Annotated in this window: 27 protein-coding genes; 20 read left to right on the forward strand and 7 right to left on the reverse strand. The window is 63.4% G+C overall.

Translation table 11 applies throughout. The features are described 5' to 3' along the window. Nucleotides 1-11: 11 nt before the first annotated feature. The 4 genes from ACVWVY_RS25315 to hemB all read right to left on the reverse strand — a co-directional run bounded on the left by ACVWVY_RS25315 (nucleotide 12) and on the right by hemB (nucleotide 5,551). Entirely contained in the window at nucleotides 12-2,540 is a 2,529-nt protein-coding gene (locus ACVWVY_RS25315; RefSeq protein WP_456628920.1) for an ATP-binding protein, read from the reverse strand. 183 nt (nucleotides 2,541-2,723) lie between these two features. Continuing rightward, nucleotides 2,724-3,500: an arginyltransferase gene (locus ACVWVY_RS25320; protein ID WP_456628921.1), complete on the reverse strand. Its 777-nt coding sequence runs from the start codon at nucleotides 3,498-3,500 to the stop codon at nucleotides 2,724-2,726. 162 nt (nucleotides 3,501-3,662) lie between these two features. Next, nucleotides 3,663-4,250 (reverse strand): RDD family protein, encoded by a 588-nt coding sequence (locus ACVWVY_RS25325; RefSeq protein ID WP_456628922.1) that lies wholly within the window; start codon nucleotides 4,248-4,250, stop codon nucleotides 3,663-3,665. Nucleotides 4,251-4,489: 239 nt separating this feature from the next. Beyond that, a complete protein-coding gene (hemB, locus tag ACVWVY_RS25330) occupies nucleotides 4,490-5,551 on the reverse strand; it encodes a porphobilinogen synthase (RefSeq protein ID WP_456628923.1) in 1,062 nt (353 codons plus the stop codon). 202 nt (nucleotides 5,552-5,753) lie between these two features. On the opposite strand from hemB, the gene ACVWVY_RS25335 reads away from it, so the two are divergent. From ACVWVY_RS25335 to ACVWVY_RS25375, 9 genes are all read left to right on the forward strand, one after another. Beyond that, entirely contained in the window at nucleotides 5,754-6,227 is a 474-nt protein-coding gene (locus ACVWVY_RS25335; RefSeq protein WP_456628924.1) for a DUF6163 family protein, read from the forward strand. 530 nt (nucleotides 6,228-6,757) lie between these two features. Beyond that, the gene (gene ldtR, locus ACVWVY_RS25340; RefSeq protein WP_074276258.1) at nucleotides 6,758-7,273 is read left to right on the forward strand and encodes a transcriptional regulator LdtR; all 516 of its coding nucleotides are present in this window, start codon (nucleotides 6,758-6,760) and stop codon (nucleotides 7,271-7,273) included. 394 nt (nucleotides 7,274-7,667) lie between these two features. After that, nucleotides 7,668-8,540, forward strand: a complete 873-nt coding sequence (locus ACVWVY_RS25345) for a carbohydrate ABC transporter permease (RefSeq protein WP_456628925.1) — start codon at nucleotides 7,668-7,670, stop codon at nucleotides 8,538-8,540. Between the two features lie 10 nt (nucleotides 8,541-8,550). Next, on the forward strand, nucleotides 8,551-9,381 hold the full coding sequence (locus ACVWVY_RS25350; RefSeq protein ID WP_456632306.1) for a carbohydrate ABC transporter permease: 831 nt from the start codon (nucleotides 8,551-8,553) through the stop codon (nucleotides 9,379-9,381). Nucleotides 9,382-9,432: 51 nt separating this feature from the next. Continuing rightward, on the forward strand, nucleotides 9,433-10,719 hold the full coding sequence (locus ACVWVY_RS25355; RefSeq protein WP_456628926.1) for an ABC transporter substrate-binding protein: 1,287 nt from the start codon (nucleotides 9,433-9,435) through the stop codon (nucleotides 10,717-10,719). Between the two features lie 80 nt (nucleotides 10,720-10,799). Then, a complete protein-coding gene (locus ACVWVY_RS25360) occupies nucleotides 10,800-11,897 on the forward strand; it encodes an ABC transporter ATP-binding protein (protein ID WP_456628927.1) in 1,098 nt (365 codons plus the stop codon). Nucleotides 11,898-12,004: 107 nt separating this feature from the next. Further along, complete coding sequence (locus ACVWVY_RS25365; protein ID WP_456628928.1) at nucleotides 12,005-12,229, forward strand: hypothetical protein; 225 nt, start codon at nucleotides 12,005-12,007, stop codon at nucleotides 12,227-12,229. Nucleotides 12,230-12,265: 36 nt separating this feature from the next. Next, the gene (locus tag ACVWVY_RS25370; RefSeq protein WP_456628929.1) at nucleotides 12,266-12,487 is read left to right on the forward strand and encodes a hypothetical protein; all 222 of its coding nucleotides are present in this window, start codon (nucleotides 12,266-12,268) and stop codon (nucleotides 12,485-12,487) included. A 104-nt stretch (nucleotides 12,488-12,591) separates the two neighbouring features. Next, the gene (locus tag ACVWVY_RS25375; RefSeq protein WP_456628930.1) at nucleotides 12,592-13,167 is read left to right on the forward strand and encodes a histidine phosphatase family protein; all 576 of its coding nucleotides are present in this window, start codon (nucleotides 12,592-12,594) and stop codon (nucleotides 13,165-13,167) included. Between the two features lie 16 nt (nucleotides 13,168-13,183). Here ACVWVY_RS25375 and ACVWVY_RS25380 read toward each other — a convergent pair whose 3' ends face one another. Continuing rightward, entirely contained in the window at nucleotides 13,184-13,435 is a 252-nt protein-coding gene (locus ACVWVY_RS25380; protein ID WP_456628931.1) for a hypothetical protein, read from the reverse strand. Between the two features lie 267 nt (nucleotides 13,436-13,702). Here ACVWVY_RS25380 and ACVWVY_RS25385 point away from each other — a divergent pair, with 267 nt between their 5' ends. From ACVWVY_RS25385 to ACVWVY_RS25435, 11 genes are all read left to right on the forward strand, one after another. Beyond that, complete coding sequence (locus tag ACVWVY_RS25385) at nucleotides 13,703-14,326, forward strand: glutathione S-transferase family protein (protein ID WP_456628932.1); 624 nt, start codon at nucleotides 13,703-13,705, stop codon at nucleotides 14,324-14,326. A gap of 303 nt (nucleotides 14,327-14,629) precedes the next feature. Then, nucleotides 14,630-15,940, forward strand: coding sequence for a serine hydroxymethyltransferase (gene glyA / locus ACVWVY_RS25390; RefSeq protein ID WP_456628933.1), 1,311 nt, complete (start codon nucleotides 14,630-14,632; stop codon nucleotides 15,938-15,940). A gap of 12 nt (nucleotides 15,941-15,952) precedes the next feature. Further along, nucleotides 15,953-16,435 (forward strand): transcriptional regulator NrdR, encoded by a 483-nt coding sequence (gene nrdR, locus ACVWVY_RS25395; protein ID WP_057849401.1) that lies wholly within the window; start codon nucleotides 15,953-15,955, stop codon nucleotides 16,433-16,435. Beyond that, nucleotides 16,432-17,595, forward strand: a complete 1,164-nt coding sequence (gene ribD / locus ACVWVY_RS25400) for a bifunctional diaminohydroxyphosphoribosylaminopyrimidine deaminase/5-amino-6-(5-phosphoribosylamino)uracil reductase RibD (RefSeq protein WP_456628934.1) — start codon at nucleotides 16,432-16,434, stop codon at nucleotides 17,593-17,595. The genes nrdR and ribD overlap by 4 nt, the downstream gene beginning before the upstream one ends. Continuing rightward, on the forward strand, nucleotides 17,596-18,204 hold the full coding sequence (locus tag ACVWVY_RS25405) for a riboflavin synthase (RefSeq protein WP_456628935.1): 609 nt from the start codon (nucleotides 17,596-17,598) through the stop codon (nucleotides 18,202-18,204). 85 nt (nucleotides 18,205-18,289) lie between these two features. Next, complete coding sequence (gene ribH, locus ACVWVY_RS25410) at nucleotides 18,290-18,781, forward strand: 6,7-dimethyl-8-ribityllumazine synthase (protein WP_456628936.1); 492 nt, start codon at nucleotides 18,290-18,292, stop codon at nucleotides 18,779-18,781. Nucleotides 18,782-18,783: 2 nt separating this feature from the next. Further along, entirely contained in the window at nucleotides 18,784-19,278 is a 495-nt protein-coding gene (nusB, locus tag ACVWVY_RS25415) for a transcription antitermination factor NusB (protein WP_456628937.1), read from the forward strand. Continuing rightward, nucleotides 19,271-20,266 carry a thiamine-phosphate kinase gene (thiL, locus tag ACVWVY_RS25420; RefSeq protein ID WP_456628938.1) on the forward strand — a complete coding sequence of 332 codons (996 nt, stop codon included), beginning with the start codon at nucleotides 19,271-19,273 and terminating at the stop codon, nucleotides 20,264-20,266. Before nusB ends, thiL begins: the two co-directional genes overlap by 8 nt. 211 nt (nucleotides 20,267-20,477) lie before the next feature. Next, entirely contained in the window at nucleotides 20,478-20,687 is a 210-nt protein-coding gene (locus ACVWVY_RS25425) for a cold-shock protein (protein WP_028345703.1), read from the forward strand. Between the two features lie 322 nt (nucleotides 20,688-21,009). Next, the gene (locus ACVWVY_RS25430) at nucleotides 21,010-23,130 is read left to right on the forward strand and encodes a sodium-translocating pyrophosphatase (RefSeq protein WP_456628939.1); all 2,121 of its coding nucleotides are present in this window, start codon (nucleotides 21,010-21,012) and stop codon (nucleotides 23,128-23,130) included. 134 nt (nucleotides 23,131-23,264) lie between these two features. Next, nucleotides 23,265-23,420: a hypothetical protein gene (locus ACVWVY_RS25435; RefSeq protein WP_247522415.1), complete on the forward strand. Its 156-nt coding sequence runs from the start codon at nucleotides 23,265-23,267 to the stop codon at nucleotides 23,418-23,420. Between the two features lie 18 nt (nucleotides 23,421-23,438). Here the strand turns inward: ACVWVY_RS25435 and ACVWVY_RS25440 are convergent, their stop codons facing one another. Further along, nucleotides 23,439-24,443 carry a Bug family tripartite tricarboxylate transporter substrate binding protein gene (locus ACVWVY_RS25440; RefSeq protein WP_456628940.1) on the reverse strand — a complete coding sequence of 335 codons (1,005 nt, stop codon included), beginning with the start codon at nucleotides 24,441-24,443 and terminating at the stop codon, nucleotides 23,439-23,441. Between the two features lie 132 nt (nucleotides 24,444-24,575). Then, complete coding sequence (locus tag ACVWVY_RS25445) at nucleotides 24,576-25,061, reverse strand: outer membrane protein assembly factor BamE (RefSeq protein WP_456632307.1); 486 nt, start codon at nucleotides 25,059-25,061, stop codon at nucleotides 24,576-24,578. Nucleotides 25,062-25,122: the final 61 nt, after the last annotated feature.

Raw genomic sequence — 25,122 nt, forward strand, 5'->3', positions numbered from 1 at the left:
CGGCAGCCGCCTCACGCGTCACTGGGCTGGTTGCCTGCAAACGCCCTGCGTACCATCCGTGCGAGGTCCGTGGCGCGGAACGGCTTCGATAGCAGCAGGACGCCCGGGTCAAGCCGGCCGTGATGCACGATCGCATTTTCGGTATAGCCGGACATGAACAGCACCTTGAGGCCCGGTCGCTGCCGCCGGGCTGCGTCGGCGACCTGCTTGCCCGTCAGCGCACCCGGCAGGATCACGTCGGTCAGCAGCAGGTCGATCCCGGTGCCGTCGCCGAGCGCCGCCAGGGCTTCCCTGCCATTCCCGGCCAGTCGTGTCCGGTAACCGAGCTGCCGCAACTGCTGCACGACGAAATCACGTACCATCGCGTCGTCCTCGACCACCAGCACGGTCTCGTTGCCCGCCTGGTCCGGTTCGACCGGCGGGGCGGAAGCCTCCACGCGCGCCGTGGTCTCGCTTCGCGGCAGATAGAGCTTCACGGTCGTGCCGTGCCCGACTTCGCTATAGATCTTGATGTGGCCATTCGACTGCCTGATGAAGCCGTAGACCATGCTTAATCCGAGTCCGGTTCCTTTGCCGGTCTCCTTGGTCGTGAAAAACGGTTCGAACACGCGCTCCAGTATGGCGGCAGGGATGCCCGTGCCGGTATCGCTCACGGCAAGCAAAACATAGGCGCCGGGCTTGGCATCCGCTCTCTGCCGCGCGTAGTGCTCATCGAGCACGACGTTACCGGTCTCGATCGTCAACTTGCCGCCTTGCGTCATGGAATCGCGCGCGTTCACCGCCAGGTTGAGCAGGGCGGCCTGCAATTGCGCGGGATCGACCATGGTCAGCCAGATCTTGCGTTCCGGGCGGGTTTCCAGTTCGACCTGTTCTCCGAGGGTGCGCCGCAGCAGATGGTCGGTTTCCAGGACGATCTCGTTCAGATTGACCACGCGCGGCTGCAGCGGCTGCTTTCGTGAGAAGGCCAGCAGGCTGCGCACGAGATCGGCGCCGCGATCGGCAGCCCGTAGCGCGATCTCGGCCGTCTCGCGGGCGCGCGCGTCCGCGCCGGGCCATTCGGCCAGCGTGTCCAGATTGCCGATGATCACGGTCAGCAGGTTGTTGAAGTCGTGGGCGACGCCGCCGGTGAGTTGGCCGACGCCTTCCATCTTCTGTGACTGGGCCAGTTGGCGTTCTGCCATCCGGCGATCGGTCACATCCTGGCAGATGGCGACGACGCCAGCTGCGGCGGTTCGCGCGCCGTCGTCCTGGAATCCTTCGGACCAGATGATACGCACGCTGCCATCCGGGCGCATGATGCGAAATTCCTGGCGATACGGCCCGCCGCCTTCGGCACAGCGCGCGATCGTTTGGTCGAGCAACTGCCGGTCCGCTTCGTGCACGGCCGCAAGGAACGCCTGCAGCGGAATTTCCTCGACGGGATCCGGCCAGCCGAAAATGGTGGCGATCTGCGGCGAAGGCTGAACCGTAGCGGTCGCGATGTCGAAAGTGACGGCGCCCATATGGGCGATCGACTCGGCCAGCAGCAACTGCCGCTCCCGGGTTGCCAGCCGCATTGTTGCGGCGTGGCGCGCCCGCAGCAATTGCAGGATTATCGTGGTCGCGCTCGCGAGAACCAAAATCTCCGCGGCGAGGAGGCCGCCATCGACGGCGAGTTTGTTGCGCCATTCCGCGGACGCCGCCCCGCGATCGAGAGAAACCGCAAGCAGGAGCCCGGGCGACGGCAGGGCATGGAAGGCGGTGATGAGGGGACGCCCATTGGGACCAGACTCCTCGTTCAGCAGGCCATCGGCTTTGCCGGCCCGGTAAGCCAGGTAGACCGGGTCTTCCAGCGCGGGTTCGCCGATCGGTTCGCGTGACGACGGCTCGCGGAACAGAACCTGCCCGTCAGGATGCAGGATGCGGATCAGCCCGCCGGGACCGACATCGATCGAGCGGTAGAATTCGCGCAGCTGCTGCAAGCGCAAGGTGGCTACAGCCAGGCCCTGGAATGTGTCAGCCGGGCCTTCCAGCCGTCGCCCGAGAGGAATCAACATCTCGCCGGACAGGCCCTTGTAGGGTCTGTCCGCCACCATTCCGGCATTCGCCTGGCGGCGGAGAGTCTGGAACAGATAGAGCTCCCGCCGCGACTGACCCTGAATGCTCGCGACCGTCGCATGCCGGATGACGCCTTCTCTATCGGTGACGCTGAGCGATCCCGTGTTTGGCATGCCGGCGATCGCGCCCATCAGCACGGCACTCCAGTCGTCCGCGTCTCCGGAAGGTCCGCCCAGCCGCGCGCTTGCCGCTGCGATCTGCACCAGCGAGGCATCCAGCGCCGCCACCGCCTCCTGCATGTGCGCGCTTAGAATGTAGACCAAATTGGCCGCGCGCCGTTCGGCCTCGGTCCGGGCCGTGCGATAGCCATGCCAGGCCTGAAAGGCCTGCACGGCGAGAAGGGCAAGCGCGAACGCGACCGCCGCGATGACGATCCGCCGCTGCAGCCAGTCGTCAGATACGTGAGGAGGCATTTTGGCGGCGGAAGGGCCCGGTTCGTTCATGAGGGCTAGCTGCTCCAGCGACCGTCCCGCGTGTGAATCACCCATCGACCCTTATCACGACACAATATTGCAGGTTGAGGATATTCGGCGGTGAATGCTGGTTACAGACCCGAAGGTGCCGAGATACGGGTATCGCTGATGGCGGCGATTCGGAGCGGCATGAGCCTGACCGCCTATCGCCTTTCAGTCCTGCGGCTCGGACAGCATTTCGCCCGACGCGTCGATCCGCAGCCAGCCCGACGGCGCCAGCCGCTGCTGCGGCAGGAAGCGGCCCTTGTAGTCCATCTTCTTGGAGCCCTCGATCCAGTAGCCGAGGTAGACGTAAGGCAGCCCGAGCCTGCGCGCCCGGGTGATGTGATCGAGGATCATGAAGGTGCCGAGCGAGCGACTCTGCTGCGACGGCTCGAAGAACGAATACACCATCGACAGCCCGTCGCTGAGCACGTCCGTCAGCGCCACCGCGATCAGCTCCTCGCCGCGGCCGGTGATGCCGGTGTCGACGCCGCGCTTGCGGTATTCGATGATGCGGGTTTCGACATGGCTGTCCTCCACCATCATGGCGTAGTCGAGCACCGTCATGTCGGCCATGCCGCCGTGGCGGTGCCGCCGGTCGAGATAGGCGCGGAACACGGAATACTGCTCCGACGTCGGCACCGCGCTGCGCTGTTCGCCGACGATGTCGGCATTGCGCGCCAGGACCTTCTTGAAATTGCGCGAGGGGCGGAACTCGTTGGCGACCACCCGCACGGAAACGCAGGCGCGGCACTGGTCGCAGGCCGGGCGGTAGGCGATCGACTGGCTGCGGCGGAAGCCGCCATGGGTCAGCAGGTCGTTGAGATCGCCGGCCTTGTCGCCGACCAGATGCGTGAACACCTTGCGCTCGTGCCGGCCCGGCAGATAGGGGCAAGGCGAGGGCGCAGTCAGGTAGAATTGCGGGGTGTCACGCGAATGCTGGGTCACGTCGGGTCGTCAGGCCTCCGAAACAATCAACCATAGCGCCTTCACGTTAAGAAAACGCCTCAAAACGACAAAGCGCCGGTACGGCCCCGATTCATTTCGGGGCCGGACCGGCTCTAACATCGCGCCCCTAGGGCTGACGGTCAATTATAGTTTGTTGCTCGCTCAGTAGCTGCTGCGTGCCGAAGGCGCTACCTGAGTACGGACCGAGCTGTTGATGACCACGGTTCCCAGGATGATGTCGTGCAGCAGCCGGCGGCGGCCGTTGAACAGGCCGACCAGCAGCACCACCGGTGTCAGAAACGAAACCGAGACCCAGTACAGCACGGCATGGCAGGCGCCGAGTACAAAATAGCCCGGCGCGCCGTACCAGGTGCGCACCTCCAGATCCATCGCGCGCATGCCCATGGTGGCCGAATGCGGGCCGCCGATCGAGGCGCCGTAATAGACGATCGCCCACACGATGGTGGCCGGCCACGCCAGCCAGAACAGCATCCAGCCGAGCCCGAGCGTGATCACGCCGAATACGGCAATGAAGATGTAGCCGAGGATGACAGGAACCGACAGCACGACGAGGTCGATCAGGAACGCAAACACCCGCCGCGTCAGCACCCCACGAAACAGTTCCGGCTGCAAATCGGGATCGAACGCATGCGGCGGCACGCCACCGTCGTTCCGCCAGGCGCCGCCAGCATTTGATCCGCCGCCAGCATTTGAGGCGCCGCCGGTATTGCCAGAGCCGCTATAAGACATGGTCCGTCCTCCAGGTCGATATTCCCGGGCTCACATGGGAACCGGCCTCGCTGCCGCCAAGGGCCTGCGACCATTAACAGCGTGCAATATTCGGGGGTGGGCACAATGTCTCGTCGTCCCTGCGAACGCAGGGACCCATAACCACCGCTGCACATTGCAGCAAAGGCAACTGGCCCCATCGTTCTATCGATAGGCCGCGGCGTATGGGTCCCTGTGTTCGCAGGGACGACAGGGGAGACTTATCCGCCGGCCTTGATCTTCTCCGCCGCCTTCGGCGCAAAGTACGTCAAAATCCCATCCGCGCCGGCGCGCTTAAAGCCGAGCAGGCTCTCCATCATCGCGCGGTCGCCGTCGATCCAGCCATTGTTGGCGGCTGCCGCAATCATCGCGTACTCACCGGACACCTGATAGACGAAGGTCGGCATCGAAAACGTGTCCTTCACGCGCCGCACGATATCGAGATAGGGCATGCCGGGTTTCACCATCACCATGTCGGCGCCCTCGGCGATATCGAGTTCGACCTCGCGGAGCGCCTCGTCGGAATTGGCGCTGTCCATCTGGTAGGTGCGCTTGTCGCCGGTTAGCGTTTTTGCGGAACCAATGGCGTCGCGGAACGGGCCGTAGAAAGCGGACGCGTATTTCGCCGCGTAGGACATGATCTGCACGTCGAGAAAACCTGCGTCGTCCAACGCCTCGCGGATCGCGCCGACGCGGCCGTCCATCATGTCGGAGGGGGCGATGACGTCACAGCCGGCTTCCGCCTGCACCAGCGCCTGCGCCACCAGCACCGCCACCGTTTCGTCGTTGAGGATTTTACCATCCTCGATCAATCCGTCATGGCCATGGCTGGTGAAGGGATCCAGCGCCACGTCGCAGAGCACGCCGAGCTCAGGGAATTCCTTCTTGATCGCGCGCACCGACTGGCAGACCAGGTTGTTCGGGTTGAGCGCTTCGGAGCCGGTCTCGTCGCGCAGGGACGCCTCGGTATAGGGGAACAGTGCGATGCAGGGGATGTCGAGCTTCATCGCGCGCTCGGCGTCGCGCACCGCCTGATCGACGGTGAGGCGGTCGACGCCGGGCATCGAGGTGACAGGCGTGCGCGTGTTCTGGCCGTCGACCACGAACATCGGCCAGATCAGATCATCTGTGGTCAGCACGTTTTCGCGCACCAGCCGCCGCGCCCATTCCGCCTTGCGGTTGCGGCGGGGGCGGATCGCCAGGTCGAGCGGGGTGGAGGCGAGGGCGGTCTGCCGCCGCGGTGCGTCACGCATTTCGATCGGACGCCCGAATTTGATCGCCATGTGATGGGTACTCCTGAAGGCGGCGGGTTTCAGTTTTGATTTGTTCCAGTTCTAGCACCTTGCGGCTGTCCCGTCACCGAGCCTTGATCCATCTCATCGGCAATTGATTTTGCCGCCCCGGCGGGCCAAGACATGGGCATGAGAACACTCCAGCACGCGTTGAGCCCCGATTCCTCCCGGCGCAGCTCCCAGGTCAGCTTCCATGTCTGATGCGTCGGCGCGCGATCAGGGGCGGGACAAGTCCAGGGACAATGCGATGTCGATGGCGGCGATGTCGTCGGAGCGGATCGAGCCCGACGAGAATGTCTGGACGCGCCGCCTGGTGCTGTTCCTGCGCGTCATGGCGGTTATCTCGATCCTGAAGGGCCTGTACCACTGGGCGCAGGTCACGGGATTCATCGGCGGCGAGGAGGAGGCGTTCGAGAACCAGTCGATGGCCTGGCAGACCGCGACCGTCTATTTCGCCGTGATCGAACTCGTCGCCGCTGTCGGGCTGTGGCTTGCGACGCCCTGGGGCGCGGTGGTGTGGCTCACCACGGTGGTGTCGATGGCGGTGATCGAACTGATGTTTCCGGGCATCTACGGCGGCAGCCTCACAGTCGTGGGGCTTGAGGCCGTGATGCTCGGCGCCTATCTCGCACTCGCCTGGATGGCCGCGCGAGAGCGCCCGCCGTAGTTCGACGAAGATGTGGTCTGTCGTCATGGCCGGGCTTGTCCCAGCCATCCACGTCCTTCTAGCTCAAAGGAAGCAAGCACGTGGATGCCCGGCACAAGGCCGGGAATGACGAGCAACACCTAATTCCAATCTCAACGTGTCAGTTTCTCGCCATAATTCATCCGCGTGCAGAAACCGCATCGCCATCCCGCACAATTTTCAAAAATTTTTCCGGTAACGTTTCAGTCACCGTTAAGGGCCGTAAAGGGTTCCACCACACACCTTACGCGAGCGTTTCAATTTCCGGCGCACCTGTTTTGGAATGCGACAGGGCTTGCAGACGAAGCGTGAACAGGGCGCTCTCACCGTCAATGAAATATTGCAAAAGGCCTTGATCCATGGGGCTTAATCGACAATTCACTCTGTTAAATTCATGATCTCTTTATTCTCTTATTTAAGCGGATCTTCAAACCGCCCCCTTAAGTTGAAGCTATCAGGCGGGACAGAAGTTTCGTCGAAATAAGTCGAAAAACGACGACAGGGGAAGTGTCATGATCAAAGCCGTTGCAACGGCGGTGGAAACCGCTGAACGCTCTGCCGGTCAAGCTCCGGTGCAGCCGCTCTATCTGGAAGCGTTGACGTTGGTGGAGCGGCTTCACCGCCGGCTGCTCGACGTCATCAAGGACGAATTCGATCGCCGCGGCCGCGCCGACATCAATTCGGTGCAGGCATTGCTGCTCTATAACATCGGCGACAAGGAGCTGACCGCGGGCGAACTGCGCACGCGCGGTTACTACCTCGGCTCCAACGTCTCCTATAACCTGAAGAAGCTCGTCGAGCTCGGCTTCCTCGATCATCAGCGTTCGCGCGTCGATCGCCGCTCGGTTCGCATCCGCCTGACCGCGCAGGGCCAGGAAATCCGCAAGATCGTCGACGCGCTCTATCAGAAGCACGTCAAAACGGTGGAGCAGGTCGGTGGCATCTCGAACGAAGAGTTCGCGACGCTGAACAAGTCGCTGCACCGCCTCGAGCGGTTCTGGACTGACCAGATCCTGTATCGGCTCTGAGAATTTCGTTCCGCTAGCGGTCAAGCCGGCCATTCAAAAGACCGGCAAGCCACCAGCGGATAATGAACTGGCAAGGCAGCAAGCCTTGCTGAAAGCGCATCGGCCCCGGTTTTCCGGGTCCGGTGCGTTTTGTTTTGGAGCACCTCAAGTTGACGTTTTGAACGAGCGTCTGCCCGATCGCTCGCCTCTCCCGCAACCCGATTGTGCAAGAGCACAACCCGATTGTACCTCGCGCACCATCCGATTGTGCTCTTGCACAATCCGGATTGACTAGCCTTCGACGCCCCGCCCATACTCCCTGAAAATACAGGCTTCACGCACGTACCGACCGCAAGAGTCGTGACGGCTTGACGCCCAAATGGGGAAAACGGGCTTGTCGGCATCGCGGCGTCCCATGTTTGGCGAGCAACAGCGCTTCGTGCTGCTGCTGATCGCGCCGGCTGCGCTGTTGATGCTGCTGTTTCAGGTCGTGCCGATCGTGATCGGCGCCAACGCCAGCTTTCGCAACTGGGCGCTTTATAATCCCAAAAAGACCTGGATCGGCTTCGACCACTATGTCGCCGTGATAACGGATCCGGCGTTCCTCTACGTGGTGCTGCCGAACACCTTCCTGTTCATGGTGCTCAGCGTCGCCGGAGCGCTGGTGGCGGGGCTGGCGCTCGCGCTGCTGCTCAACCGTCCGTTTCGCGGACAAAAGCTGGTGCAGACGATCCTGCTGGTGCCGCTGATGGTCGCCCCGGTCGTCGCCGCGATCATGATCCGCTGGATCTTCAACGACCAGTTCGGCATCGTCAACGTGGTGCTGGAAGCGATCGGCCTCGAAGGGCAGCCCTGGCTGGTGCAGCGCTGGAGCGCCTTCGGCATCATCCTTTTGACCGACATCTGGTTGTGGACGCCGTGGTTCACGCTGCTGCTGCTGGCCGGCCTGCAGAGCTTGCCGAAGGAGCCGTTCGAGGCGGCTGCGATCGACGGCACCACGACCTGGCGCGTGTTTCGTTTCCTGACGCTGCCGATGCTGCGCCCGGTGATCGTGGTCTGCGTGGTGATCCGCGCCATCGACGCCTTCCGCACTTTCGACATCGTGTGGACGCTGACCGGCGGCGGGCCCGGGCGCTCGACGGAATTGTTCAGCCTGTATGCCTATGTGCACGCCTTCCTCAACCTCGATCTCGGCCGCGGTTCGGCAGCGGCCATCATCGGCGGGCTCATCATCCTCGTGATCGGCGTGGTGCTCTATCGCCTCGTCGACCGCATCGCAAAGGCCTGACCCGATGCCCATGGTGAGCCGTTCCGAATTCCTGCCGTGGCTGCCGGCGATGGGCCGCAAGACGCTGTTCGCGCTGGCGCTCGCTGCGGCCTGCTTTGCGTTCGCCTTTCCTGTGCTATGGCTGATCCTGACCTCGCTGCGGCCGGAATCCGGCGTCTATTACGTCCATCGCGGCACTGAATTCACGCTCGGCAGCTTCGCCGAGGTGCTGAGCGATGAGCGGATTGTCGGAGCCTTCCTCAACAGCGCGCTGATCTCGACGCTGGCGACGGTGTTCTCGCTGCTGGTGACGGTCTCGAGCGGCTACATGCTGTCGCGCTTCACCGGGCCGGCCTCCCGGATCTGGTTTGGAACGATCTATGTGTTCCGCTGCGTGCCCTACATCTCCTGGGTGCTGCCGCTGTATTTCGTGGCGCAAAGCTGGGGCATCTACGACACCTATACCGGGCTGCTGCTGCCGCATGTCGCGGTGCATATCTGCTTCTTCTCGTGGCTGATGAAGGGCTTCTTCGACGGCATCGACCCGTCGATGGAATACGCCGCGATGATCGACGGCTGCACGCGGTGGGGAGCCTTCATCCGCGTCGCGGTGCCGTCGGCGCTGCCGGCGATCTCGGCGCTCGCGGTGCTGTGCTGGCTGTTCACCTGGAACGAATTCCTGTTTGCGCTGATCCTGACCGGCAATCGCGTGCCGATGATCACGGTCGTGATGGCGCAGTTCGTCACCGAGATGGGGCTGCGCTGGAATCTGATGGCGGCGACCGCCGTGATGGCGCTGGTGCCGGCGTTCCTGATCGCGCTGTTCGGCCAGAAATACGTGATCAGGGGTTTGAGGATTTAGGCAAGGAAAGACCGAGACACGACACAACGACAAAAAATGGGAGGAGAAGCTATGCAGGGACTGGCGAGATGGTTCGTGGCGGCGACCGCGGCCTTGGTGGCTGCGACCAGCGGTGCCGCGGCGCAGGTGAAGGAGCTTCGGATCGGCTATCAGCCGAGCCCGATCCAGGATGCCTCAATTGCGATGTTCGAGGCCTGGGGCGCCAAGAATGGCGTCAAGATCGTCAAGGTGCCGAATTCCTACGGCGTCTATGTCGAGAAGATGACGGCATCGCTGACCTCGAACTCGGATCAGTACGACGTGATCTGGCACAATGACGATTGGGGCCAGACCTGGGCGCATTTGCTGGAGCCGACCGACGACGTCGCGGCCAACAAATTTGCCGACAAATGGAGCATGGCGCCGGTGGTGTTCGCCAACGCGCAGGGCCAGAACACGGTCGTGCCGATGGGACAGACCTTTAGCGTGTTCTTCTACCGCTCCGACCTCGTCAAGCCGGAGGAGGTGCCGAAGACGCTGGCTGAACTCGTCACCGCGAGCAAGAAGCTGCAGGCGGACGGCAAGGTCAAGTTCGGCTATGTCGGCGGCATGTCGATGAACAACAGCTGGTTCAGCTGGCTCTGGTCGATGTGGGGCAACAATTGCGACGTGCTGATGCCGCCCTATGAGCGCGACAATGCGAAGCTCGCCGCGGCCGGCTGGAAATCGGGCATGACCGAGCCGTGCATGCAGGAGACTGTCGAATACTGGTGGGATGCGATCAACACCCACAAGATCGTGCCGCGCGGCATGCCGGCCTACGACCGCAACGAAGCCAACGCCGTATTCATGTCCGGCGATGCAGCATTCACCGTGGCGGACTCGCTGTGGTGGGGCACGTTCAACGATCCGGCCAAGTCGAAAATCGCGGGCAAGGTGGCCGCCACGCGCTTCCCGCTCGGTCCCAACCGGGCCAGGCCGTTCGCCTGGGACGATATCTGGGGCTGGGCGATCCCGAAGTCGATCGCGCCGGAGCGCAAGAAGCTCGCCAAGGAGATGCTGGAAGCCATGATGGTCGACAAGGAAGGCCAGAAGAAGCTGTTCAAGGCGACCGGCGCGCCACCGCCCAACACCGAGTTCTGGGCGGAAATCGCGGCGGAAGATTCGTTCATGAAGCTGTTGAAGGAATCGGTGCTGGATTCGCCGGACAAAGTGCGCGGCGCCTATTACTTCCCGCAATGGCCCGCCGTGCACAAGGCGTTCAACGACACCGTCACCAAAGCCGTCACCGGCAAGCGCGAGGATATCTCGAAGGTGCTGGCCGAGGGTGCGCCGCTGGTCAGCAAGGCCGCGCAATAGTCGAAAGCAAGCATCCCGCCGCGGCACGTCGCGGCGGGATTGTTTTTTAGGTCAACTTCAAGTTTAGGTGCGGCGGGGCAATGGCAGCAATTTCACTCAGCAAGCTCAACAAGCATTATGGCTCGCTGTTCCACGCCGTGAAGGACGTCGATCTCGAGATTGCCGACAAGGAGTTCGTGGCGCTGGTCGGCCCGTCCGGCTGCGGCAAGTCGACGACGCTGCGCATGATTGCGGGGCTGGAGGACATCTCTAGCGGCGACATCCGGATCGGCGATCGGCTGGTGAACAATCTGCCGCCGCGCGACCGCGATATCGCCATGGTGTTCCAGAACTACGCGCTCTACCAGCATATGAGCGTCTACGACAATCTTGCCTTCGGCCTGCGCAACAAGAAAACGGCTGAGGCCGAGATCAAGGCGGCGATCGACCGGGCCGCCAGCATGCTCGGGCTGCACGAACTGTTGCAGCGCAAGCCGAAACAATTGTCCGGCGGCCAGCAGCAGCGCGTTGCGCTCGGCCGTTGCATCGTGCGCAATCCGCAGGTGTTTTTGTTCGACGAGCCGCTGTCCAATCTGGATGCCAAGCTGCGCGCGCAGATGCGCATCGAGATCAAGCGCCTGCATGCAGCGATTCCGACCACGTCGGTATTCGTGACCCACGACCAGGTCGAGGCCATGACGCTCGGCGACCGCGTCGTGATCATGCGCGACGGCCGGGTTCAGCAGATCGGCACGCCGCTGCAGGTGTATGGCAAGCCGGCCAACAAGTTCGTCGCGGGCTTCATCGGCGCGCCCGCGATGAATTTTATCGAGGTCACCGTGCGCAGCGCAGCGGGTGTGACGTCGGTCGAGGCAGAAGGTCTGCGGCTCACGGTGGGGCCTGCGGACGCGTCGGCGCTCGCGGCCCACAGCGGTCGCCGCGTGATCCTGGGCGTACGGCCGGAGCACCTCACACTCGGCAGCGGCGCCCCGGGCCTTGGTTTCGATGCCCGCGTCGACGTGGTTGAGCAGCTCGGCTCCGAGATCCTGCTGGAAACGAGGGTAGGCGTCGCCAGCGTTACCGCGGCCCGGGTGCCCGCGGAAACCGCCATCGCGCGCGGCGACCAGGTCCGCCTTTCGGCGCAGGCCGGCCGTCTGCATTTCTTCGATCCCGAGACCGAGCTGCCGATTTCGGCGTGAAACCAGGCCGAAGTGCCGGTTTTTGCTGCGAAAACGATCGGGTTCCAAAAAGATGGAACCATCGCGCACTTGGCGCATTGTCAGCACTGTCACGGAACAGGTGAGGCATGCTGATCGAGCGCGGAATTCAGGTCATGAACTTCGAGGTGGTGGGCGATGCCTATGCCATCGCGTCGAACTACCTCTGCAAGACCGGCGCCATTGCCGATAGCATCGTGACCGACGAGCGGCTGCTCGAAATCATCGTCAACATGTTCCAGCGCGGTGAATTCAACAAGCTCCGGCTCGCCAACAAGGCGATTTCCGAATTCGAAGCGCGTCTACCTGCCTGACCGCATCACCCGCATCACGCAATTCAGGAGAAGCCGATGGAAGCCGCGATCGACCGCATCATGCAGACCTATGACCTGCTGGTGAACCGCACCGCCGCAGCCAACGACGAGGCGCGCGCCAAGGTGACGGAATATCTCACCACGCTGGTGGAAGCGGGCGAGAAGGATCCGCACCGGCTCACGGTGTGCGGGCTGACCTATTTGCGCCAGCTCGACGGCAGCAGCGATCCGGTGAAGGCGGGATATACGGGGCTGTAAGCGGCTTTCGCGGCATGTCTTGACCGTGGAAATGCTGGAAGCGATGCTTACCGCATAAAAGTTGAGCGGGCGCATGACTGCCTGCTTTTTCGAGATCTGCCGCCATGCGCCGCATGCGCTTCGTCATCTTCACGGCCCTTCTCGGCTTCTGCATCACGGCAGAGGTCGCCGGCGCCGATGACGCGGCCAATGCATGGAAGGCGTTGCGGGCAGGCGGCCACGTCGCGCTGATGCGCCATGCCGATGCGCCGGGTGGTGTTGGGGATCCGCCAGGCTTCCGCGTCGATGATTGCGCCACGCAGCGCAACCTCAGCGAAAAGGGGCGGGCGGATGCGGCAAAGATCGGCGCGGGGCTCCAGTCGGAGGGGATTGCGTTCGAGAAAATCCTGAGTTCGCCGTGGTGCCGATGCATCGATACCGCCAAGCTTCTCAATCTCGGGATGGTCGAAACCGAGGCGACATTCGGCAATGTCGTGGTGCTGCGAGATCAGAGGGAGACGCTTGCCGTGGGTGCCCGTGCGCTCATCGCCAAATGGACCGCGCGCGGAAACCTCCTTGTCGTAACCCACGGTGCGAACATTCAGGCGCTGACCGGTGCCTGGCTGGCCAGCGGCGAGATCGTCGTCGTCAAAGGCGGCAGAGATCGCGCCGAACCTGTCGGTCGCCTGCTCCTCGATTGAGCCAGACCCGCTTGTTTCAGCGCGCGTCCGCCCTCGCGTCTTTGTTGCGATACCGGTTCCAGTTAGCGATCACGGCCTCATATCTAACCGCCTTCGCTGCGGTTTGGATGGACGTGCCTTCGCCCTGCGTTCCATGGATCTTGGTATCTGGAAATACGATAAAGAATCCGAGCAGGCCGACGACCATCATTCCATAGATCAGGAAGGCCGTTTTCAGCCAGCGGTTCGATTTAGTCTTGTGCTCGCAATGTGAGCGTGATTCAGACATTTGCGAAATCCATCTGTCGGCCCTGAGCGTTTATGGACCCAGCCGAAGCATTCAACTGTGAACTGGATCACGTCGGGCGCATTTCAAATGATGCCTCCCTGCGCCCTCTGATTTTCGAGGAGGGCACACGAAGATCAAACCTCGGATGCAATGCGTCGCGAGAAGGCGAGGTCACATCAGTGCTACAAGCGAGAAGATGGATTGCTTCGCTACGCTCGCAATGACAGGTTTGGCTCCGGCCGCCCAAGAACAACCAGAGGAAACCCCATGCTCACGCTTCATCACCTCAACGACTCCCGCTCGCAGCGAATTATGTGGCTGCTGGAGGAACTGGGCACGCCCTATGAGATGAAGCGCTATCAGCGCAACGCCGAGACCCGGCTGGCGCCGCCGGAGCTCGCAAAGATCCATCCGCTCGGCAAGTCGCCCGTCATCACCGACGGCGATACGACGATCGCCGAATCCGGCGCCATCGTCGATTACATCATCCGCCGCTACGGTAAGGGCGCGATGATGCCGGCGCCGGGAAGCGCGGACTTTGAGGCCTACAACGAGTGGATGCATTATTCGGAGGGCTCGGCGATGTTGCCGCTGATGCTGAACCTCTACGTGTCCCGGCTGAAGGAAGCCGGTGCGCCACTGCATCCGCGCATCGACAGCGAGCTTGCCAACCACCTCGGCTATGTCGACGGCGCACTGAAGGGGCGGGAGTACTTTGTCGGGCCGTCGCTGACCGGCGCCGACATCCAGATGAGCTTCGTCGGCGAGATGGCAAAAGTGTTCGGGAAGCTGGACCCATACCCGAACCTCGCGGCCTGGCTGGGACGGATGCACGCCCGGCCGGCGTTCCTGCGGAGCGTCGAGAAGGGCGGGGCCTACCGGTTTGCGTGATAATCTCGGTGTCGTCCCTGCGAACGCAGGGACCCATACGCCGCGGCCCGGGGAAGGGGCACCTTGGTCGACGCCTTCTCCCCCAATAACGTTCCGTGGGTATGGGCCCCGGCTCAAGGCCGGGGCGACGAGAGCAGGAGGTACCCCTTCACCCCCCACCATATCTTGCATAAATATCAGTCCTGTACCGCAAGTGCTTGGCCAATTCCGGGCAATGTGGTATCTCGCAGGCACTTCTTTCGACCGCCACACATAGCCGACCGCCTTGCCCCTAAGGGCCTGCGGCGGTGGAGATATTTCGCCATGACCTCCTCGTCCTCCACCCCCAAAACCGCTTCCGCGCCCGACTCGTTTTTCACGGCCACGCTTGCCGAGGCCGACCCGGAAATCGCGGCCGCGATCAAGGGCGAACTCGGCCGCCAGCGGCATGAGATCGAGCTGATCGCGTCGGAAAACATCGTCAGCCGGGCGGTGTTGGAAGCGCAGGGTTCGGTGATGACGAACAAGTATGCGGAAGGGTATCCGGGTGCGCGTTACTACGGCGGCTGCGAATGGGTCGACGTCGCCGAGACGCTGGCGATCGAGCGCGCCAAGAAACTGTTCGGCGCGGGATTCGCCAACGTGCAGCCGAACTCCGGCAGCCAGATGAACCAGGCTACGTTCCTGGCGCTGCTGCAGCCCGGCGATACCTTCATGGGCCTCGACCTCGCCGCCGGCGGCCATCTCACCCACGGCTCGCCCGTCAACATGTCCGGCAAGTGGTTCAAGGCTTCGCACTACACGGTGCGGCGAGAGGACCAGATCATCGACATGGATGCGGTCGCAAAGCAGGCCGAGCAGGTGAAGCCGAAGCTGATCATCGCCGGTGGTTCGGCGTATTCGCGTGCCTGGGACTTCAAGCGCTTTCGCGAGATCGCCGACTCCGTCGGTGCCTATCTGCTGGTCGACATGGCGCATTTCGCCGGCCTCGTCGCCGGCGGCGTCCATGCCTCGCCGGTGCCGCATGCCCACGTCACCACCACCACCACGCATAAGTCGCTGCGCGGCCCGCGCGGCGGCCTGATCCTCTGCAACGACGAGGCAATCGCCAAGAAGCTGAATTCGGCGATCTTCCCCGGCCTGCAGGGCGGTCCGCTGATGCATGTGATCGCCGCCAAGGCCGTCGCCTTCGCCGAGGCGCTGCGTCCGGAATTCAAGATCTACGCAAAGAACGTGGTCGAAAACGCCAAGGCGCTGGCGGAAACGCTGCGCGGCCACGGTTTCGATATCGTCTCCGGCGGCACCGACAACCATCTGATGCTGGTCGATCTGCGGCCGAAGGGCCTGAAGGGCAACGTGTCGGAGAAGGCGCTGGTGCGCGCTGCGATCACCTGCAACAAGAACGGCATTCCCTTCGATCCCGAAAAGCCGTTCGTCACCTCCGGTCTGCGCCTCGGTACGCCGGCGGCGACCACGCGCGGCTTCGGCGTTGCTGAATTCCAGCAGGTCGGCGGCATGATCGCCGAAGTGCTGAGCGCGCTGGCGCAGTCGGAAGACGGCAAGGCGCCGCTGGTCGAAGCCGCGATCAAGGAACGCGTCAAGGCACTCACCGACCGCTTCCCGATTTATCAGTAAAGGCTTCGTTGGATGCGCTGTCCCAGCTGCAACAGTCTCGATACGCAGGTGAAGGACTCGCGTCCGACCGAGGATTCGGCCGTGATCCGGCGGCGGCGGGTGTGCATCGCCTGCAACTTCCGTTTCACGACCTTCGAGCGGGTGCAGCTGCGCGAACTGACCGTCATCAAGCGCAACGGCCGCCGGGTGCCGTTCGACCGCGACAAGCTGGTGCGCTCGCTGCAGATCAGTCTGCGCAAGCGGCCGGTCGATCCTGAACGGGTCGAGAAGATGGTTTCCGCGATCGTGCGCGAACTCGAAAGCGGCGGCGAGGCGGAAGTATCCTCCGAGGCGATCGGCGAGATCGTGATGGAGCATCTTCGCCAGCTCGACGACGTCGCCTATGTGCGTTTTGCCTCCGTGTACCGCAATTTCCGCGAAGCCAAGGACTTTGAGGCCGTGCTCGGCGAACTCTCCGCCGAAGACGCCGCGCGGGTTGCCACGTTACGCAAATGATCTTCCGCATTCTGGAAGACCAGTACGCGCAGAAATCCAAAGAGGCCAAGGAACAGGCTCGTGCCGCGGACCAGCGCTTCATGCAGCTTGCGCTGTCGCTCGGCCGGCGCGGGCTGGGGCGCACCTGGCCGAACCCGGCCGTCGGCGCCGTTGTCGTCAAGGATGGCGTGATCGTTGGCCGCGGCTGGACCCAACCTGGCGGACGGCCGCATGCCGAGCCTGAGGCGCTGAGACGTGCCGGTGAAGCCGCACGCGGCGCCACGCTCTATGTGACGCTGGAGCCCTGTTCGCATTTCGGCAAATCGCCGCCATGCGTCGATGCGGTCATCGCCTCCGGCATTGCGCGCGTGGTGTCGGCGATCGAAGACCCTAATCCGGAAGTGGCCGGGCAGGGGCATGGTAAACTTCGGGCCGCCGGGATCGCCGTCGATGTTGGCCTGGGTGCAGCGGAAGCCGCCCACGATCACGCCGGGCATTTCCGCCGCATCCGCGACAAGCGCCCCCATGTGATCCTGAAGCTCGCGGTCTCTGCCGACGGCAAGATCGGCGCCGCCGGCCACAAGCCGGTCGCGATCACGGGCGAGGCGGCGAAGACACGCGTGCACCTGTTGCGCGCGCAGTGCGATGCCATCCTGGTCGGCATCGGCACCGTGCTGGCGGATGACCCGATTCTGACCTGTCGCCTGCCGGGCATGGAAGCGCGCTCGCCGGTGCGGGTGGTGCTGGATCGCGCGCTACGGCTGCCCGGCACCAGCAAGCTGGTCCATTCCGCGCGCCAGACGCCGCTCTGGGTCATGACGTCGGATTTCGCCGAAGCCCCCGCCGCCATGAAACTCGGCGCGGCCGGCGCGCAGGTGATGCGCGCTGCGGCGACCGCGCAGCCGCCCGGGCTGGATCTGCCGGCGGTGCTGCACGCGCTGTCCGACAAGGGCATTACAAGGCTGATGGTGGAAGGCGGCTCGCGGGTCGCCGCGTCCTTTGTCGCCAGCGGCCTGGTCGACGAAGTATGGCTGCTACGCGGGCCTGAAACCATCGGGACCAGCGGGATTCCCGCGCTGGACGCATTGCCGCTGTCGGCTCTCACCGGGTCGCCTGCCTTGAAGACACGTGCTAGCGAAAGCCTCGGCAACGACACCCTCACCATCTACGAGCGCGTTTAAATGTTCACCGGAATTGTCACCGACATCGGCGAGATCGCGAGCCTTACGCCAACGGCGCAGGGCCAGTTGCACCGCATGCGCATTGCATGCCGCTACGACCAGACCACCATCGCCGATGGCGCATCGATCGCCTGCAATGGCGTCTGCCTGACGGTGGTCGCTTCCGGCGTCGAAGGTGGCAAGACCTGGTTCGACGTCGACGCCGCCGCGGAGACGCTCGGCATGACGACCGCAAAACACTGGGTCAACGGCACGAAACTCAATCTCGAGCGCGCGCTGAAGATCGGCGACGAACTCGGCGGCCATATTGTCGCGGGGCATGCCGATGGCATTGCGACCATCGTCAAGCGTGACGATCTGCCTGACATGGCGCGGTTCGAACTGCGCACCACGCGGGAGCTGGCGCGTTTCATCGCCACCAAGGGCTCGGTGACGCTGGACGGCGTGTCGCTGACGGTGAACACAGTCGAGGATGTCGCATTTTCGGTGCTGATCATCCCGCACACGCTCAGCGTCACCACGCTCAGCGGCTGGCGCGCAGGCAGCGAGGTCAATATCGAGGTCGATCTGATGGCCCGCTATGCGGCGCGGCTGTCGGAAATGAAGTGACAGGCGGACATACGGCGCTTAAAACGCGCGAATGTTGACAATTGGCGTTAGTACAAATTGTCAGCGCGTGGAGATGGATTGAATAATGGCAGACGCACGGCGCGCACCGCTGAAGGACCAGACCGACATCACAGGCGCGCGCGCCCTGATCGTCGAGGCGCGATTCTATGACGATATCCAGGACGCGCTGCTGGAAGGCGCGATTGCCGAGCTCAAGGCGGCCGGCGTGACGCACGACGTCATCACGGTGCCCGGCGCGCTGGAAATTCCGGCGGCGATCGCGATCGCGCTTGATGCTGCCGAAAAGAACGGCAAGCCTTATGATGCGGCAATTGCGCTCGGCTGCGTGGTGCGCGGCGACACCATCCATTTCGAAATCGTCTCGATCGAATCCTCGCGCGCGCTGATGGATCTCGCGGTCGCCAGAGGTTTTCCGCTCGGCAACGGCATCATAACCGTCAATACCGATGCGCAGGCGTGGGCGAGGGCGCGCGCCAGCGAACTCAACAAGGGCGGAGACGCCGCACGTGCGGCACTCGCGATGCTGCGGATCAAGCGCCGGCTGGCAAAGGCCTGACGATGGCAGACAGCAAGAAGCCAGCGAAAGCTCCCGACCGGAAAGCCAACCGCCGTGGCGCGGCGCGGCTCGCCGCCGTGCAGGCGCTCTACCAGATGGACATCGCGGGTGCCGGGATCAACGACATCTTCGCCGAGTTCGAAAGCCACTGGCTCGGCAACGAGGTCGAAGGCGACAAATATCTGCCGGCGGAGGCTGCGTTCTTCAAGGACGTGGTGGCCGGCGTGGTGCGCGACCAGGCCAAGCTCGATCCCTTGATCGACGATGCGCTGCAGAAAGGCTGGCCGCTGAAGCGGATCGACGCGATTTTGCGGGCGGTGTTGCGGGCCGGTTCGTATGAGCTGGAACACCGCAAGGATGTGCCGGGCCGCGTGGTGGTGTCCGAATATGTCGACGTCGCGCATGCCTTCGTCGAAAAGGAAGAGACCGGCATGGTGAACGCCGTGCTCGACCAGATCGCGCGTCAGTTCCGCGCCGACGAGTTCGCGCGTGGCTAGCGGAAAACCCGCGTCCGGCGAGGACTCGCTGATCGCGCGCTATTTCCGGCCGATCGCGACCGACCCAGGCGCGTTCCACCTCGACGACGACGCCGCGGCGTTGAGGCCATGGGGCGACGATATCGTGGTGACGACGGACGCCATCGTCGAAGGCGTGCATTTCCTGCCCGACGATCCCCCCGACACCGTCGCGCGCAAGGCACTGCGGGTGAATCTTAGCGACCTCGCGGCGAAGGGGGCCAAGCCCGCCGGCTTCGTGCTGACGCTGGCGCTCCGCAATGCCGACGAAGCCTGGCTAAAACCGTTCGCGGCAGCGCTTGGTGAGGATGCCGCGCAGTTCGCCTGTCCACTGCTGGGCGGAGACACCGTATCGACGCCGGGCCCGCTGATGGTCTCGGTCACCGCCTTCGGCCGCCTGCCGCCGGGCAAGATGGTTCATCGCAGTGGCGCAAAACCCGGCGAGCGCGTGATGGTGACGGGCACGATCGGCGACGCCGCGCTGGGGCTTGCCGTTCTCAAGGGCGGCAAGGTCCACGCCGCGGCAAGCGATATCGCCACGCGCGACGCGCTGGTCGGGCGCTATCGCGTGCCGCAGCCGCGCGTGGCCATGGCTGAGATCGTTCGCGGCCATGCCAGTGCGGCGATGGATGTGTCGGATGGTCTTGCCGGCGATCTTACGAAGCTCTGCGGCGTGTCCGGCGTATCCGCAGTGATTGATCTGGTGTCGATCCCGCTGTCGAGTGCCGCGCGCAATCTGGTGTTGCGAGGGATTGTCGGGCTGGAAGCGCTGATCACCGGTGGCGACGATTACGAGATACTGTGCACGGTCGCTGAGGATCGCGTCGAAGCCTTCTCGCAGGCCGCGGAGCATGCCGGCGTCGCCGTGAGTTCCATCGGAACGGTGGTCGCGGGTAGCGCGGTTCCGAAGTTCATCGACGGGCAGGGCAGGGAAATCGTGCTGGAACGGCTCTCTTACAGCCATTTCTGAAGGTGCCTGCGTTAATGCTGTCGGGCATTTCTTTCCCTTCAGCCATTGCAATTTCGCGGAAAACCTGTAGGTGTATCGTCATTCGATTACCGTCGTGCCTTTTCGAACGCGCTCCCTAAGGGGCTTCTTCCAGAGACATCGTCGAGAACGGATTTGAATCCGTGCGATCGCCGCGCGGAATTAAAAGCCTACGTGCTTTGGAGAAGAGAAAATGGCTACGGGAACAGTGAAGTGGTTCAACGGTCAAAAGGGTTTCGGTTTCATTGAGCCGAGCGATGGTAGCAAGGATGTGTTCGTGCACATCTCGGCCGTCGAGCGTGCGGGCCTCGGCGGACTGGCCGAAGGTCAGAAGGTTCAGTTCGAACTCAAGACCGACAAGATGCGGGGCAAGGTGAGCGCGGAAAACCTGTCGCTCGTCTAAGGCCTCGAAACGGTCGTTTCACGGATGTACTGGAATGGCTAGTGAGCCCGCTCGATCCCGATAGGATTGGGCGGGTTCTTGTATTTTTGGGTCCAAGGCCAGCGCCTGCTTCGCCTGCCCAACGATTTGCCGGTGCTTTACCGGTGATTCCTTTCAAAAATCGACGGTTTTTAGCTTCCGCGGCGTTGCGCCGGGGAGACGATTTTGGCATGGTCCCGCCGATTTGAGGCCACCCTTTTGGGCAGGGAAGGCTTCCATAATATGCGCCGGCCGCGCTCGCGGGATGGCGTGGGGCGGAAAACCAGCATCTGAGGCAACTTCTATGACAGCATTATGGGTGATTGTGCTCTGCGGAGCGCTTTCGATCGTTTACGCCATTTGGGCGACGTCTTCCGTTCTGAAATCGGATGCCGGCAACCCGCGCATGCAGGAAATCGCGGCCGCGGTGGCCGAGGGCGCGCAGGCTTATCTCAAGCGCCAGTACATGACGATCGGCATGGTCGGCATCGTGATTTTCGCCCTTCTGGCCTACTTCCTCGGCATGCTGGTTGCGATCGGCTTCCTGATCGGCGCGATACTGTCTGGCGCCGCCGGCTTCATCGGCATGAACGTCTCGGTTCGCGCCAACGTGCGTACTGCGCAGGCTGCGACCACCTCGCTGGCGGGCGGCCTTGAGCTCGCCTTCAAGGCCGGTGCGATCACCGGTCTTCTCGTTGCCGGTCTCGCGCTGCTCGGCGTCACCATCTATTTCGCCTATCTCACCCATGGCATGGGGCTGAAGGCCAACGACCGCGTCGTCGTCGATGCGCTGGTGGCGCTCGGCTTCGGCGCCTCGCTGATCTCGATCTTCGCCCGTCTCGGCGGCGGCATCTTCACCAAGGGGGCGGACGTCGGCGGCGACCTCGTCGGCAAGGTCGAAGCCGGCATCCCCGAGGACGATCCGCGTAACCCGGCGACCATCGCCGACAACGTCGGCGACAACGTCGGTGACTGCGCCGGCATGGCGGCCGACCTGTTCGAGACCTATGCGGTGACCGCGGTCGCCACCATGGTGCTCGCCGCGATCTTCTTCGCGACCTCACCGCTCCTCGTGAACATGATGACCCTGCCGCTCGCCATCGGCGGCGTCTGCATCATCACCTCGATCATCGGCACCTTCTTCGTCAAGCTCGGTGCCAGCCAGTCCATCATGGGCGCGCTGTACAAGGGCCTGATCGCGACCGGCGTGCTGTCGCTGCTCGGCGTTGCCGCCGTCATCAACTGGCTGATCGGTTTCGGCCCGCTGGAGGGCGTGAAGTACACCGGCATGGCGCTGTTCTTGTGCGGCGTCGTCGGTCTTGCCGTCACCGGCCTGATCATCTGGATCACCGAATACTACACCGGCACCGACTATCGCCCGGTGAAGTCGATCGCGTCGTCCTCGGTCACCGGCCACGGCACCAACGTGATCCAGGGCCTGGCGATCTCGATGGAATCGACCGCGATGCCCGCGATGGTCATCATCGCCGGCATCCTCATTACCTACAGCCTTGCCGGCCTGTTCGGCATCGCGATTGCCACCGCGACGATGCTGGCGCTGGCCGGCATGATCGTGGCGCTGGACGCCTTCGGCCCGGTCACGGACAATGCCGGCGGCATCGCCGAAATGGCCGGCCTGCCGAAGGAAGTCCGCAAGTCGACCGACGCGCTCGATGCGGTCGGCAACACCACCAAGGCAGTCACCAAGGGCTACGCGATCGGCTCCGCCGGTCTCGGCGCTCTGGTGCTGTTCGCGGCCTACAATGAAGACCTCAAGTTCTTCATCGCCAATGCTGCGAAGTTTCCGTACTTCCAGGGTGTGCTGCCCGACTTCTCGCTCAACAACCCCTACGTGGTGGTCGGCCTGCTGTTCGGCGGCCTGCTGCCGTATCTGTTCGGCGCGATGGGCATGACGGCGGTCGGCCGCGCGGCCGGCGCGATCGTCGAGGAAGTGCGGCGTCAGTTCCGCGAGAAGCCCGGCATCATGCAGGGCACCGACAAGCCGGACTACGGCAAGGCCGTCGACCTGCTGACCAAGGCGGCGATCAAGGAAATGATCATCCCGTCGCTGCTGCCGGTGCTGTCGCCGATCTTCGTCTACTTCGCGATCTACGCGATCGCGGGTGGCGGTGCGGCTGGCAAGTCGGCGGCGTTCTCCGCCGTCGGCGCCATGCTGCTCGGCGTGATCGTCACGGGTTTGTTCGTCGCGATCTCGATGACCTCGGGCGGCGGCGCCTGGGACAACGCCAAGAAGTACATCGAGGACGGCCATTACGGCGGCAAGGGTTCCGACGCCCACAAGGCGGCGGTCACCGGTGACACCGTCGGCGATCCCTACAAGGATACGGCGGGCCCGGCCGTCAACCCGATGATCAAGATCACCAACATCGTGGCGCTGCTGCTGCTGGCGATCCTGGCGCACTGAGCGGCGAGAAGCTCATCGAAAAGAAAACCCCGCGGTGCGAGCCGCGGGGTTTTTGATTCTGTGCAGGTTGCAGTTAAACCGCCAGCATGTTCAACGAATCCGCAAAGACCGGCGGACAATATGGAGATTGATCGATGTCGCTGTCATCCGCCCGAAACTATGCGCTCCGCGCTTCCAAGTCCCAGGATCAGAAGGAGGCCGCCGAATTGCTGTCGAAAGCGATCCTGGAATTGGCGACGTCGATTGAAGCCACCGATGCCAAGATCAAGAAAATCAACAAATCATCCTGACCGAAACACGGGAGCCCCTCAGCCCGCGTCCATCTGCAGGCCTTCGCGCTTGATGATCTCGCCGAATTTCAGTGTTTCCGCCTGCACGAAGTCGGAAAATTGCTGCGGCGTGCCCCAGTCGCCAGTTGCGCCCATCTTGCCGATGGTGGTCTTGATGTCGTCGCGCGCGAGCATCGCCTTGATCTCCTTGTTGAGCGCATCGACGGCGGGAGCGGGCGTGGCCTTCGGCAGGAACACACCGAACCAGGACGAGACATCGAACTTCGAAAGTTCGGGGGCGCTCTCCCTCATGGTCGGGACGGTCGGCGCCAGTGCGCTACGCTCCGTTGTCGTCACGGCGAGCGCGGTGAGCTTGCCGTCCTGCGTCTGCGGCAGCGTCGGATAGAGGTTGTCGAACAGGATCTGGATATCGCCGGCCAGCGCCGCCTGCAGCGCGGGACCTGCGCCGCGGAACGGCACGTGCACCATCTTCAGGTTGGTGAGTTGCAGGAACCAGGCGCCGGTGAGATGAGGGCTCTGCCCGACGCCGGAGGAGCCGTAGGTCAACTTGTCCGGATTGGCCTTGATGTAGGCGATCAATTCGGGGATCGTCTTGATGCCGGTGGACGGATGCGCCGATATGATGTTCGGAATCCGGATCATGTTGCTAACCGGCTGCAACTGCTCGGCCTTGTAGGTCATGTTGCGGAAGATGCTGTAGGCGATCGCGTTCGGACCGGGATTGCCGATCAGGATGACGTGGCCGTCTGCCTTGCCCCGCACGGCTTCGGCAGTGCCGATGGTGCCGCCGCCGCCGGAGCGGTTTTCCACGACCGCCGACTGGCCCCAGGCGGTCTGCAGATGCGCAGCCAGCAGCCGTCCCATCACGTCGGTGCTGCCGCCAGCTGCGGCCGGCACGATGAGACGCACGGTCTCGGTCGGCCGCCAGTCGGAACCGTAGCTCGCTCGCGGCAGGATTGCCGCGGCGGAAACGGCTGCGGCTCCGGTCAAAACGCGGCGTCGAGAAATGGCTTTAATCGTCACAAGTTCGCTCCCTGTTGATCCATTATTTGCAGGAAGCGTAGGCACCACGCGCGCAGAGAGCAAGCGGGCGACTTGGCGCAGGATTTCCGCATCCCGGAACTGGGCCAAGTACTCGTTAAAGAAGCGAAAGCGCTAGTTAAAGCTGAGCAGCTTGAAGAGCGGCGTCAGGTAGCTGAGCTCCTGGCCGGAAGTCGGCGTGGTGCGGCTGATGAAGTCGAAGATCTTGCCGTCCTGCAATCCGTAATTGGCGAGCCGCTGCACTTGGCGGTTCTTGTCGAAATAGATCGCGATCACACGCTGGTCGACGACCTGCTGGTTCATGAACGCGACTTTGCGCTCGGAGCGCTGCGAGATGTAATAGAATACCTCGCCGTTCAGGGTCGCGACCGTCGAGGGCGTTCCCATCACGATCAGCACCTGATCCTGGCTGGCGCCGATTGGAATCTGCTCCAACGCGCGGGGCGGCAGGATATAGCCCTTCTGGAACTGCTCGCCGGTGCAGCCGGCGAGGGCCGCACAGACCAATGCCACCGCCGCGACCGCGCGAAAACCGCGCTGGCGAGCGGTCAGGCGGCGCGGCGAGGGCACGCTGGTGCTCAGGTGGCTCATCTCGGTCATTTCAGGAATTAGCCCGTCCTCTTGCATCGCGCGGTGCGTTGACGTACCGGGCAGCACGCTG

Source organism: Bradyrhizobium sp. URHC0002 (genome assembly GCF_054059515.1).